General features: G+C 33.5%; 12 protein-coding genes and 1 pseudogene. 4 read left to right on the forward strand and 9 right to left on the reverse strand.

What is annotated here, in order from left to right:
- Positions 1 to 94 precede the first annotated feature (94 nt).
- The 4 genes from ACZZZT_RS18610 to rpsF all read right to left on the reverse strand — a co-directional run bounded on the left by ACZZZT_RS18610 (position 95) and on the right by rpsF (position 4514).
- Positions 95 to 3265, reverse strand: a complete 3171-nt coding sequence (locus ACZZZT_RS18610) for a TonB-dependent receptor (protein ID WP_463461498.1) — start codon at positions 3263 to 3265, stop codon at positions 95 to 97.
- Between the two features lie 99 nt (positions 3266 to 3364).
- Positions 3365 to 3805, reverse strand: coding sequence for a 50S ribosomal protein L9 (gene rplI / locus ACZZZT_RS18615; RefSeq protein ID WP_042564339.1), 441 nt, complete (start codon positions 3803 to 3805; stop codon positions 3365 to 3367).
- 65 nt (positions 3806 to 3870) lie between these two features.
- A complete protein-coding gene (gene rpsR / locus ACZZZT_RS18620) occupies positions 3871 to 4167 on the reverse strand; it encodes a 30S ribosomal protein S18 (RefSeq protein ID WP_002987043.1) in 297 nt (98 codons plus the stop codon).
- A 5-nt stretch (positions 4168 to 4172) separates the two neighbouring features.
- Positions 4173 to 4514, reverse strand: coding sequence for a 30S ribosomal protein S6 (gene rpsF / locus ACZZZT_RS18625; protein WP_007810575.1), 342 nt, complete (start codon positions 4512 to 4514; stop codon positions 4173 to 4175).
- 176 nt (positions 4515 to 4690) lie between these two features.
- On the opposite strand from rpsF, the gene ACZZZT_RS18630 reads away from it, so the two are divergent.
- Positions 4691 to 5389: a LytR/AlgR family response regulator transcription factor gene (locus ACZZZT_RS18630; RefSeq protein ID WP_042564338.1), complete on the forward strand. Its 699-nt coding sequence runs from the start codon at positions 4691 to 4693 to the stop codon at positions 5387 to 5389.
- Here ACZZZT_RS18630 and priA read toward each other — a convergent pair.
- The 5 genes and pseudogenes from priA to nadC all read right to left on the reverse strand — a co-directional run bounded on the left by priA (position 5390) and on the right by nadC (position 10915).
- Positions 5390 to 7839, reverse strand: a pseudogene (gene priA, locus ACZZZT_RS18635) (replication restart helicase PriA).
- A 23-nt stretch (positions 7840 to 7862) separates the two neighbouring features.
- Positions 7863 to 8609, reverse strand: coding sequence for a subclass B1 metallo-beta-lactamase (gene bla-B1-FLAV, locus ACZZZT_RS18640; RefSeq protein WP_463461499.1), 747 nt, complete (start codon positions 8607 to 8609; stop codon positions 7863 to 7865).
- A 13-nt stretch (positions 8610 to 8622) separates the two neighbouring features.
- A complete protein-coding gene (locus ACZZZT_RS18645; protein ID WP_042564334.1) occupies positions 8623 to 9054 on the reverse strand; it encodes a DUF2147 domain-containing protein in 432 nt (143 codons plus the stop codon).
- A gap of 5 nt (positions 9055 to 9059) precedes the next feature.
- Positions 9060 to 9977, reverse strand: a complete 918-nt coding sequence (locus ACZZZT_RS18650) for a YihY/virulence factor BrkB family protein (protein ID WP_463461500.1) — start codon at positions 9975 to 9977, stop codon at positions 9060 to 9062.
- Positions 9978 to 10057: 80 nt separating this feature from the next.
- A complete protein-coding gene (gene nadC / locus ACZZZT_RS18655) occupies positions 10058 to 10915 on the reverse strand; it encodes a carboxylating nicotinate-nucleotide diphosphorylase (protein ID WP_463461501.1) in 858 nt (285 codons plus the stop codon).
- Between the two features lie 236 nt (positions 10916 to 11151).
- Here nadC and ACZZZT_RS18660 point away from each other — a divergent pair, with 236 nt between their 5' ends.
- The 3 genes from ACZZZT_RS18660 (at position 11152) to ACZZZT_RS18670 (ending at position 13852) form a co-directional block, all read left to right on the forward strand.
- Positions 11152 to 12252, forward strand: coding sequence for a DNA alkylation repair protein (locus ACZZZT_RS18660; protein ID WP_463461502.1), 1101 nt, complete (start codon positions 11152 to 11154; stop codon positions 12250 to 12252).
- 321 nt (positions 12253 to 12573) lie between these two features.
- Positions 12574 to 13455 carry a pirin family protein gene (locus tag ACZZZT_RS18665; RefSeq protein ID WP_463461503.1) on the forward strand — a complete coding sequence of 294 codons (882 nt, stop codon included), beginning with the start codon at positions 12574 to 12576 and terminating at the stop codon, positions 13453 to 13455.
- A gap of 1 nt (position 13456) precedes the next feature.
- Positions 13457 to 13852 (forward strand): OsmC family protein, encoded by a 396-nt coding sequence (locus ACZZZT_RS18670; RefSeq protein ID WP_042564328.1) that lies wholly within the window; start codon positions 13457 to 13459, stop codon positions 13850 to 13852.
- Positions 13853 to 13856: the final 4 nt, after the last annotated feature.

Genomic DNA, 13856 nt, shown 5'->3' on the forward strand with positions numbered 1-13856 from the left:
CGCTTTAAAAAAGCTTAAATAGATTATAACTAATTTTAATCCATAAAAAAAGCCCTCACAAATGCGAGGGCAAATTTATAACTTTTTTTACTTACTAGAAGATATATCTGATACCAAATTGAGCCTGCCATCTGGATGTTAAGCTGGCATCATAACTAAACGTTTTGGTTTGCGTATTATTAAAGGTATAAGTTGGTGTGTTTCCCGCAACTGTAACACCAATTGGCTGAACACTCGTAGGAACCTGAACAACTCCCCAATCAGAATTAAGTAAATTACCAAAATTCAAAATATCAATACTAAACTGGATCGTGTTCGTTTTTTCGGATGCAGATGAAACCCTGAAATTATAATCCTGTAATAATTTAATATCACATCTTCCTCTCCATGGAGATATTGCCCCATAGCGCTCTGCATATTGTCCTCTTCTGTCTCTCATATATTTATCCTGAGAAATAAACTTATCAAAAGCTTCTCCTTGTCCTGGAGCGCTAAAATTCATCGTTGCAATTTCTGTAGTTGTAGGGATATAAATTAAATCATTAACACTTGAACCATCTCCGTTAATATCTCCTCCATAGGTATAATTAAAACGTCCGCCCTGAGCATATTCCAGAAAAGTTGAAACTGTTGTAGCCCATTTATCTTTTCCGTATTTCCATTTTTTAGATGCAACCCCTATAAAACGATGATTATCTCCATATTTAGAATTCGAAAGCGCTGCAGTATTTACATTTCCTAATGCAGGATTAAAAGAAAAAGCATCTCCCGTAATTTCAGCTTCAATAGAGTTTACATCTTTAGATTTTAAATAATTATAAGCTACACTTGCATACAGACCGTTTTCAAAAGTTTTTTGCAATTTAACAGAAGCATTAAAAGCACTTCCTTTATCAGAATTTGTCATTACATAAGCATTGTTTGCTCCTTTATCTGCAGCAACATAAATGGCTCTGTTGTCAACACCAGCTAAAGTTCCGGTTGGCGGTTTTAAGCCCCAGTTTTGAACCTGAACCGCATTTATATCCTTATTATAAGATAAATCAACTGTTACAATATAATTACTTTCAAATCTGTGATCAAATCCTAAACTACTTCTCCAGACTTGTGGCCATTTATAATCCGGATCCATAATTTGAAAGAAACTGTCATCGGCACCACTAACCTGGTTTCCTAACCAAACAAACGGAATTCTTCCTGTAAAAATCCCAGATCCTCCACGAAGTTGAGAAGTAGCATCGCCTTTTACATCCCAGTTAAATCCAATTCTAGGCGACCAAAGAATTCTATCACTTGGTAAATCTGTAGAAATCAATTTAACAGCCTGACCTGTCTGCGGATTATAATAATCAATACTATTATCTCTTCTAGAACCTCCATTATCAGTATCTATATATTTCTGAATCAAATCTGCTGTATTAAAATACAACGGTTTATCAATTCTTAAACCTACAGACAATTTAAAATCATCACTTACACTAATATCATCCTGTGCATAAAAGGCCAATTGTCCTACATTTAATTCCGCCAGTTTCCATCCACCATCAGTACCTACTTCAAAGTTACTTTTGGTATTAAAAACATCCTGAGCATATTGAAGGTTTTGCGCTATGATACTGGTTGCATAAGGCTGAGCAGCATCATTTAAGAAATCTTGTGTTGTGAAATAGGGAGTGAAAAAAGTTCCCGCATAACCATTCGGATTTCCAAAGTTATCGTAACCACCCAGATTAAATGAATTTTTAAATCCGAATTTTTCAAAAGAAGTTCCAAAAGTAAAAGCATGTTTTCCAACTGTATAAGTCAAATTATCGGTGATTTGAATTACTTTTTGATCTAAAGTATTGTTGATCGAAAATGGTTCATGACCAGCAATAATATAATTAGAACCCGCTCCATCCTGAATATTAATTACAGGAGCCGGAACAGAGAACGGAACTCTGTAGTCATTAAAATGCGAATATCCTGCCTGAAACTTATTCGAAACTTTCTCACTGAATTTTGAGTTTAATTCAACTAAAAAAGAACTTAAGTTATTATTAATTTGATATCCGGAATTTTGAAATTGTAAAATTGAAGCATTCGGTCCTCTAAAACCAAGAGCTGTTGGATGCGCAGGTTTATCTTTTGAAGCATCAAGGAAATTATAAATAACCGCCAATTTATGATTATCGCTGATATTCCAGTCGACTTTAATAATTCCTTTATTTGAGTTTGATTCATGAATAAAACCCTGATAAGCTCCTGTATTATATCCCAAACCTGCCAAAGCATTAGAAACCGCAATTAAATCAGATTCCAAAACTCTTGATTCGTTAATTCCTGTAACACCATCATTATTATTCGCAACGAAATTTGAACCTAAATCGCTTCTTTTATCAATTTCAAAATTTCCGAAAATGAATAATTTATCTTTAATAATAGGAGCTCCTAAACTAAAACCTGCCTGAGTTTGTTCTAATGTTGGCACAAATATTTTTTCTCCTTTAATTTTATCGCCGGTCAGATCCTGATTTCTGTAAAAAGCATATGCAGTACCATGAAACTCATTTGTTCCGGATTTTGTAACTGCATTTACAGAAGCTCCAGTAAATCCGGATAAAGTAACATCATAAGGAGCGGTTGCCACCTGAATTTGTTCGATCGCATCTAATGAAATAGGCTGAGCGCCCGTTTGCCCTCCGGGAGTTGCAGCATCCAAACCAAACGGATTATTAAATACCGCACCATTTAAAGAGTAATTATTATACTGATCATTTCTTCCTCCAAAAGATCCGCCGCTAGCAGTTGGCTCCAAACGTGTAAAATCTTCTGCAGATCTTGAAATGGTTGGTAGTGCCGTTAATTCTCTTCTGCCAATTGTAGTTTCGGCACCTGTTTTTCCGCTTTTAAAAACCTTGTCTTTAGCAACAACCTTTACTTCTTCCAGCGCCTGGCTCGCATCTGCAAGCAGAACATCTATATTAAATGGTTTTCCTAAATCAAGATAGATATCATTATATTCCTGATCTTGAAAGCCCACAAAAGTTACAACAATTTTGTAAGGTCCTCCAATTCTCATATTCAAAATATTAAACCTTCCATCTTCATTTGAAACGGCAGAATATTTACCCCCAGTCGGAGTATGAATGGCTAATATACTAGCACCAGGCAATAGTTCGTTGGTTGAACTTTTTACAATACCCTTAATACTCGAAGTTGTTGTTTGTCCCGTGACCGCGGTTAAGGCCAGCAAACATAACAATAATGCAAAGATTTTTTTCATTTTCTTAGTTTTGAGTGAGTTATTTCCCTCAAAATTAGACAAAAAAAGCCACTCGTTAGAGTGGCTTTTATATTTTATTAACAAGAAGTTAACAAAATGTTATTTTTCAGCGATAATCTCGTATGGTAAATCAACGATAACATCTCTGTGTAAACGGATGCTAGCAGAATATTTTCCTGTACGTTTTACGATACCACTAGTGATGAATTTTCTATCAATAGCATTACCTGATTTCTCTAAAGCTTCAGCAATATCGATGTTTGTGATAGAACCAAAAAGTTTCTCTCCACCAGCTTTTGCAGTAAGTTTAATTTCAAGAGCTTTTAAAGTTTCAGCTAATGCTTTTGCATCAGCAACAACTTTAGCTTCTTTGTGTGCTCTTTGTTTTAGGTTTTCAGCTAAAACTTTCTTTGCAGAAGGTGTAGCTAAATGCGCGAATCCTTGAGGAATTAAAAAGTTACGACCGTAACCAGCTTTAACTGATACTACATCATCTTTAAATCCTAAGTTTTGTACGTCTTGTTTTAAAATAAGTTCCATGTTGTTGTCCTTATATTTTAGAAGTTAGGTTCTGCATAACAGAAACCAGCGACTAGAGTTTTTAATTATTTTAATAAATCGGCCACGTATGGCATTAAAGCTAAGTGACGAGCTCTTTTTACAGCTACAGAAACTTTTCTTTGGTATTTTAATGAAGTTCCAGTTAAACGACGAGGAAGAATTTTTCCTTGCTCATTAACGAATTTCAATAAGAAATCAGCATCTTTATAATCGATATATTTGATTCCTGATTTTTTGAAACGACAATACTTTTTAGTTTTGTTAGTTTCAATGTTTAAAGGCGTTAAATATCTGATATCTCCGTCTTTTTTTCCTTTTGCAGATTGCTCTATTGTAGACATAATAATTAAGCTTTAGTAGATTTTAATTTGGCTCTTCTTCTTTCAGCCCATGAAATAGCATGTTTGTCTAAACTTACAGTTAAGAAACGCATAACTCTTTCGTCACGTCTAAATTCAGTTTCAAAAGCAATTAGAACTTCTCCAGCTACTTTGAATTCGAATAAGTGATAAAAACCACTTTTTTTGTTTTGGATTTCGTAAGCCATTTTTTTCAGACCCCAATCCTCTTTTGACACCATTTCAGCTCCTCTACTAGTAAGAAATTCTTCAAATTTCGTTACTGTTTCCTTCACCTGAACTTCAGATAAAACGGGATTTAAAATGAAAACAGTTTCATAATGATTCATAAATACAATATTTATTTGTTAAAATTGGGTGCAAAAGTAATCATTATATTTAAATAAACAACTCTTTTTTACGTTTATTCGATGTAAAGTAAAAAATAAAGATCTACTTTAGTTTTTTTCCTAAAAAAATTAATATATTTACTACTGCTATCCTGATTTATATAAATTTAAATGTTATGAAACTAAATTGTGTTGTTGTAGATGATAGTTCTATACAGAGGACAATTATTGCTAAATTAGTCAATAATCACCCAGGCTTGCATTTAATTGGTGACTTTTCGAACGCAATCGAGGCGAAAAGCTGTATCTCCTTAAATAATATAGACTTAATATTTCTTGATATAGAAATGCCGGTTATAAATGGCTTTGATTTTCTGGACGGATTAAAAACTAAACCACAAATTATATTTATAACTTCTAAAGCAGAATATGCTCTAAAAGCTTTTGATTATGATGCCACCGATTATCTGCAAAAACCTATTGCAGTAGACCGATTCAATGCTTCTGTAAAAAGAGCAATTGATATGCATCTACTTAAAAAAGAGGTAAAAGAAGAAGAAGGCGAACATATTTTTATCAAAAGCAATCTAAAAAAACTTAAAATTTTTACAGCCAAAATCAAATGGATTGAAGCTTTTGGAGATTACGTAAGAGTTGTTACCGAAGATGATAGTAATTTGGTTCTTTCAACAATGAAATCTTTTGAAAACGACCTGTCTAAAGATAAATTTATCCGGGTACACAAGTCTTATATCATTAATATTGATAAAGTAGAACGTTTCAACAGCAAATTTGCCGAAATTGGAATTACCAAAATTCCATTAAGCCGAAACAAAAAAGAAGATTTGGTAAAAGCACTCTCCACATCTTCTTAATCAATAAAAATCGACGTTTACAGTAACTTTTATAGCTCTGTATTGAGCAACCGCCTCAAAACTATTCAACATCTTCTGAATAGTTTTTTTTGTGTTCCCTAAATGTAGTTCCTGCGGAATCTTAATTAATATCGTCCTGATATATTCATTTCTGATTCTGCTAATTGCAGGTTCTTCCGGTCCCAAAACGGGCATACTTAGATTTTGACTCAAAACCTGATACAACCACATAGAACCTTCCTTTAATTTATCAAAATCCCGATGTTTTAAAGTTAACTTTATAATTCTGAAATAAGGAGGATACCTATAGATCAGACGATCATACAATTGTTCCTTATACATACCTGCATAATTATGCGTAGTAACCTGCTGTATTGTATTATGATTTGGATTATAAGTCTGAATCACGACTTTACCCTGTTTTTCTGATCTTCCTGCTCTCCCCGCAACTTGTGTCATCATTTGAAAACTGCGTTCAAAAGCTCTAAAATCAGGATGATGCAGCATATTATCGGCATTCATGATACCCACCAAACTTACGTTATCAAAGTCTAAACCTTTAGCCAGCATTTGCGTCCCTACCAAAATATCTATTTCGCGGCCTTTAAAGGAATCAATAATTTTTTCAAAACCATATTTGCCCCGCGTTGTATCCTGATCCATTCTTCCGGTTTTAGCATTCGGAAAAAGAGAAATTAACTCCTGTTCAATTTGTTCTGTTCCAAAACCTTTCGTTGTCAAATCTATACTCGAACAACTATGGCAATGCGTTGGTTTTGCAATCGAATAACCGCAATAATGGCAACGCAATTGATTTTTATTTTTATGAAAAGTCAAACTCACATCACACTGCTGACAATGTGGAACATGCCCACAAGTCATACATTCAATAATAGGTGAATATCCTCTTCTGTTTTGAAATAAAATTACCTGTTCACCCAATGACAAAGCTTCGGCTATTTCTTCGATTAAAAGATCGCTAAAATGCCCAGTCATCTTTTTTCTAAAGTGTTTGTCTTTTAAATCTACCAAAACAACTTCGGGCATTCGAACATTGTTATAACGTTCTGTAAGCGTTACCAAACCATATTTTGCAGTTTGCGTATTAAAATAGGTTTCAATACTTGGCGTTGCAGACCCCAAAAGAACTTTTGCCTGATGAAAATTAGCCAAAACAATTGCTGCATCCCGCGCATGATAACGAGGCGCCGGATCTGTTTGCTTAAAAGTCTGCTCATGCTCTTCATCTACAATCAATAAACCCAAATCAGTAAAAGGCAAAAACAAAGCCGATCTTGCTCCTATTACAATTTGTGCTTTTTCAGAATTTTCGAGTGTTTGTTTCCAAACTTCTACCCTTTCGTTATTGCTGTATTTTGAATGAAAAACCGCCACTTTGTCTCCAAAATGAAGTCTAAGACGAGAAACTAATTGAGTCGTAAGCGCAATTTCAGGCAGTAAATACAAAACCTGTCTGCCCGTTTCTAGATATTCTTCAATTAATTTGATGTAAATTTCTGTTTTACCGCTTGATGTTACACCATGAAGCAGACAAACTTCTTTTTCCAGAAAATTATCTTTAATTGCTGTAAAAGCACCTTCTTGGGCATCGCTTAATTGCAACTGTTTTTCTGAAGCTTTTCCATCAAAAGAAATCCTGTCGTGTTGCAGAAAATACTCTTCAAAAATTTCTTTTTCAATTAACGCTTTTATTACTGCAGAAGTAGATTTCGAAATCTCAACCAGTTTCTTTACTGTTATTGGTTTCTTCTCTGAAGCACGTAATTGAAAAAAGCCAAAACAATTTCTTTTTGCTTATTGGCGCTTTTTAATATTTCAAGCAATTGTCCCAAACCTTCATCAGATTCGTATTTACTATGCAATTTTACATAGCGAATCAATTTTGGTTTGTAACTTTCTTTTATTTCTTCTTCTAAAACAATAATATCCCTGGCCATCATTTTTTGAAGAACCGGCAAAATATTTTTCTTATTTAAAATTGAAATAATCTCCTGAACTTTTAAGGAACTCTGTTGCTGCAAGGCTTCATAAACCAAAAATTCTTCGTCAGAAAGTTCGTTTTGATTTACAACAACATCTGTTTTATGCGAAATAATTGTTTCACTTTCCAGCAATAATCCACTTGGGAAAGCACCGCGATACACATCGCCAATGCCGCACATATAATAATTCGCCACCCAAAGCCAGTGTTTAATCTGAATTTCGGTTGCAATAGGTTTTTCGTCTAAAATTTGATGAATTTCTTTGGCATCATATAAAGTCGGAGCATTTTCATGAATATCAATTACCAATGCCGTATAGATTTTACTTTTACCAAAAGGCACCGCGACTCTTATTCCTTTTTTAATGAAATGAAATTCAGCCTCAGAAATACGATATGTAAAGGTTTTGGCTAGAGAAAGTGGTAGAACGACTTCGACAAAAAACATGTAGATATTTATGGAATTAAAAATTATTTTTTAGCCGAAGATTTCTGAGCAAGATACTCATCAACCAATTTCAAAGTATGATTCAGCGATTCTGTATTTGTCCAGTCTTCATGACCCGGAATAATATAGATTGGATTTTTAAATTTCGTCTTTACTTTTTCGATTGATTTTTTCCATTCTTTGACATCAGAATCAGCCAGATAACCCAAATCTTTTGCATCTGCACTTTTTATAAAACAAGCTCCGTAAAGTACTTTTTCTTTATCAAACCAAACCACGATATTATCTGGTGCGTGACCTTTTCCCGGATAATATACCTCAAAAGTATGCTGGCCAACAGTAAATATAGTATCATTAGGAACTATAAATTCAGCTCTTTTCTCGTTATTCTTTTTAAGAATATTATCAGTTAATTTACCTGAATAAGTCTTTACTCCTTTTTGCCTGTAAAAGTCTAAACCTCCCGCTCTGTCATCATGAGAATGTGTTGCAAAACACATAATTACTTCTTTATTATGCTTTGCCTTAATAGTGTCTAACAAAGGTTGAAATTGCGATTTATCCCATGGTGCATCAAACAGCACAACTCCTTTATCTGTAACAAGATACATTGCGTTCGCAGAAATCATAGTTCCGTTATAATCATGAAAGGTCCTATAAACATAAAAGTCACCTGTAAGATGACTTATTTGTAATGGTGAATTCTTAGATTGTCCAAAACTGTTTGACAGCGCAACTAAGAATAAAATTATTGATGCTAATTTTCGCATTTTAATTATAAAATTAATTTTTTACTCTCGTCCAGTATTGGGTTCTTCCCATGATAGAAATCCCAACATAACCGCGAAGTTTTAGTTTATCGGCAGATTCAAGTTCAATATAACATTTGTATTTTTTTCCGTTTGTAGGATCCAGAATTGTTCCTCCGCTATATTCAGAACCATCTTTTTTAAGTCCGTTAATGATCACCATTCCTAAAATAGGTTTGTTTTTATCTGCACCTTCACATTTGACACATATATCTTTTTTATGATCGGCACGAAGTATATCTGCTACTTTACCATAAATTTTTCCAGATTTTTCATAAATCTCTACTACTGACTTAGCTTCTCCAGTCGCATCATCAATTGTTTTCCATTTTCCAATGACACTTTGGCCTTGAATTGTGCCTAAGGTTAGAAAACACAATCCAATTGTTAACATCCAATTTTTCATACTATTTATTTTTTTTGTTTTAATTTTCTGATAGTAGCATTCAATTCAAACCCTAAAAGCAGAATCATACAGTTTATCCAAATATAAAACATTAGAATTAATAATGTGCCAATAGAACCATAAAGTTCGTTGTATTTTGAGAATTTTATAACCCAAATCCCAAAAAAGAACGAAGATATAACAATTAAGACCGTTGTAAAAACTGACCCAATACTAATAAAAGGCACTTTATTGTATTGTCTTGTACCGTAACGTAATAATATTGAAGACGTTACCAAAATCATTACCAAAACAAACGCATATCGCCCTAAAATAATCAGCGGAATGTTATCACTTAACACATCCTGAATAATTGTTTTTTGAATAAAGACCTCAAAAACAACAATTGTAGCCACGGTTACAAATAATATAATGGTCATTACAAGTGAAATCGCCAAAGCCACTAAATATTGACTAAAAAAACCGCGTTTATCAAAAACATGTTTGGACGATTCAAAACCACTTAAAATTCCGTTTACACCATTTGCCATTAAAAAAATAGAAAGTAAAAATCCTGACGATAATAAACCAGAGTGACTATTATTTAAAATATCACTGATAATTTTATTAATAGCATCGTAGGTATTTGGCGGAACACTTTGCTGCACAAATAACAAAAAATCTGCCTGAAAATTATCAATTGGAATAAATGGAATTAAGTTCAAAATAAACAGTGCAAAAGGAAATAACGCCATAAAAAAGCTAAACGAAACGGCACTCGCATGATACGAAAATGCACCCTCAAGAATACCTAAAGTATACATTTCGAGCAAATCGTATAAAGAAAAGCCTTCTAACCACGGTAATTTTATCTGCTTTAAAAGCCTTACTACAGAACGCAATACAGGAACTTTTTCAATCCGGGCTTCTATCTCTTGGGACATATTTATGATTTTAATTTTAGAGTTCAGGTTTTAGATTGCAAACCTCACTCATAACTTATAATTCAAAACTCATAACTTCATTAGAAAGCTTTAAGACTCAAATCCATGTTGTAAACAGAATGTGTTAATGCTCCGGACGATATATAATTTACACCGCATAAAGCATATTCACGAATTGTTTTTTCATTGATATTTCCTGAAGATTCTGTTTGGCATTTATTACCAATTAAACTTACAGCTGTTTTAGTATCTTCATAATTAAAATTGTCAATTAGAATTCTATGAACACCGTCGCTTAATAAAATCTCACGAATTTCGTCTAAATTTCTAGCTTCAACGATAATTTTCAGATCTAAATTATTGGTCTTCAAATATTCTTTTGTTTTCTTAATTGCAAGCGTAATTCCGCCTGCAAAATCAATATGATTGTCTTTTAGCATTATCATATCATAAAGCGCAAAACGGTGGTTTTCTCCGCCTCCAATTTTTACTGCCCATTTTTCTGCAACCCTAAAATTTGGTGTCGTTTTTCGGGTATCTAATATTTTTGCGCCGGTACCTTCTAAAAGTTTTGCGTACTGACTTGTTTTTGTGGCAATTGCAGACATACGCTGCATGGTATTCAAAACAACTCTTTCAGCTTTTAAAATCGATTGCGAACTTCCCGAAACTTCAAAAACCACATCACCATATTCCACATGCGTTCCATCTTCAATAAAAGTCTTCACTTTTAATTTTGGATCTACAAATTCAAAAATCATTTTAGCAATTGCAACACCGGCAATAATTCCCTGATCTTTTACTAATAATTTAGCCTGACCATGTGCCGTTTCAGGAATACAGGCCAATGAGCTATAATCTCCTGTACCAACATCTTCGCGAATTGCGTTGCTAATTAATAATTGTAATTCCGTTTGAAATTGTATATCGCTAATCATTTTTTATTAATTTTTTATAAGATGCTAAAGTAGAACATATTTTGTGGATTTGAAAATTTAGACTCTTCGAAAAAAAATTAACACAATAAATACTTCTTTTTTCCACCATTAGGATATTGAGTTTCATTAAGGATAAAGCTTAATTTTTCTTAATCTTTTAATGGTTCAAAAAATAAAAACTTAATGTTTCAAAACAAAAAACATTAAATATCTTTGAAGTTCATTCAAACAAAATCATGGGATTAATAAAAGATATTTACTCCGTTACTTTTTACGAAAAATTTGGTCAGGCCGTTGCCGAAGTACATTCAACATTCGATAAACAAAAATTCATCGAAGCCATTTACGAAAACAATTTTGCCCAAAAGGAATGGAAAGAACGCATGAAACATACTACAGTTGTTTTGCATCAATTCATGCCTCAAAATTTCCCTGAAGCGGTTTCTCTAATTGATAAAATCATCGAAAATTTAAAGAAAAATAATTTTACCGACGGAAATCTGGCGTTCATCTTTTTTGCTGATTATATAGAAACTTACGGTTTAGACGACTTTAAAACTTCGGCAAAAGCCTTAGTATCTATCACACAATTTATAAGCTGCGAATTTGCCGTTCGCCCTTTTATTTTAAAATATCAGGAAAAAATGATAGACGAAATGGTAAAATGGTCATTTCATAAAAATCATCATGTGCGACGTTTGGCAAGTGAAGGAAGCCGTCCAAGATTACCGTGGGCAATGGCGATTCCGTTTCTGAAAAAAGACCCTGCTTCTATTCTGCCAATTTTAGAAAATCTTAAAAATGATCCGTCAGAATATGTACGCCGAAGTGTTGCCAATAACTTAAATGATATTGTAAAAGATAATCCTGAAATTGTATTAGAAATTGCTAAGAAATGGCGCGGTTTAAGCAAAGAAACCGACGCGATTATCAAACACGGCTGCAGAACTTTATTAAAACAAGGTCATCCTGAAATTCTGAGCCATTATGGTTTAGAAAGCACAAATATTGAACTTTCTAACTTTGAAATCAAAACGCCAATTGTGAAAGTTGGAGATTATCTGCAGTTTCAATTTCACTTAAATAATAAAAATAACGAGGCCAAAACAATTCGTTTGGAATACGCCGTTCATTACAAAAAATCAAAAGGACATTTGGCAAAAAAAGTCTTTAAAATCAGTGAGAAAATTTATCAGCCCAATCAATTAACCAAAGTTGAGAGAAATCAATCTTTTAAACTGATTACAACGAGGGTTTTCCATACAGGAATGCATCAATTGTCTATTATTATTAACGGAACTGAAAGTGAAGCATTGGAGTTTGAATTAGTTGAATAATTTCAATTAGTCAATCTTACTCCAGCGGAGTATAATATTTATAGTAAACAATAACATTTTAGCAGAAAGCTCCAGCGGAGCGATATCAGACTACAGTTATTTCACCCCGATGGGGTTTTTAATGTAACTTTGTCATTTATTTTTTCTATAAACATTTCCTCTCTCCGAGACTTTCAAGGATAAATCAAAATTTAATAAACTCCTAAAAACTTAATAAATGATTTTCCTTACTTTTATAATTCAAAAACAAGTTTCTTAATCTAAATTAAGTTGCAGATTGTGACTACAACTGTAATTTTGCTTTCAACTAAAACAAATACCATGTCAAATATCAGTTTAATTATCGAAGAACGTTCTGCCAGTATTGGCAATTTTATGGTAGGCAGATTATTGCCGTTCCGTGAAAAAAGAGCCGTTGGGCCATTTGTATTTATCGATCATATGGGACCGGCACATTTAAGTGATCATGAAAATATGGATGTTCCTCCGCATCCGCACATTGGGCTTTCTACATTGACATTTTTGTTTGAAGGAAGTATTATGCACCGCGATAGTTTAGCAACAGAATTAGAAATAAAACCGGGCGCCGTAAACTGGATGACAGCCGGAAAAGGAATCGTACATTCTGAAAGAACACCGGAATATTTAAGACATTCGGATAAAATGCTTCACGGTTTACAAATTTGGGTTGCTTTGCCAAAAGAATTAGAACAAATGGATCCGAATTTTGCCCATATAGAAGCCGATGAGATTCCGAGTTGGGAAGAAGATGGCGTTTCATACAAATTAATTGCCGGAGAAGCCTTTGGAAAAAAATCGCCTGTTCCTGTTTATAGTCCGTTATATTTTATTGAAATTAAAAGTACAGAGGCTAAAAAAATAAATATTGGCAAAGATTTATTTGGCGAAAGCGGCTTGTATATTTTGGAAGGAAGCATTAAAAGCGGAGAACATGTCTATGAGCCAAAACAAATTTTAATTACAAGCGATAGCACTTTATGTGAGTTTGAATTAGCAGAAAATACTACTGTTTATATTTTTGGCGGAACACCATTTCCTGAAGAACATTTTATCTTTTGGAATTTTGTTTCTTCGGATAAAAACCTAATCGAAAAAGCCAAACAAGACTGGAGAGAACAAACTTTTCCAAAAGTTCCGGGCGAAACTGAATTTGTGCCTTTACCAGAACCTAAAATCAAATAATATGGATACTATATCTGCACAAATTGATACGCGTTTGTATCGAACGGAAGTAACATCTGCCAGTGGAAATATTTTAATTTCTGATGAACCTCAAATATTGGGCGGGAAGAACTTAGGCTTAAATCCAACAGAACTTTTGGCTGCCTCATTGGCTTCGTGCACCGTAATTACTTTGCGAATGTACATCAATCGTAAAGAATGGGATGTATCTGAAATAAATGTCAAAATTGATTTTGAAAGAGATTCTGATCGAAATGTATCTTTATTTACTCGAAAAATTGAAGTAATTGGCGAAGTCGACCAAACACAAAGACAAAGATTGGAAACAATAGCAAATAGTTGCCCAATTCATAAAACACTTACACATTCAATCGAAATTAAAACCACATTAATATAATTAC

Source organism: Flavobacterium sp. AC274 (assembly GCF_979258275.1).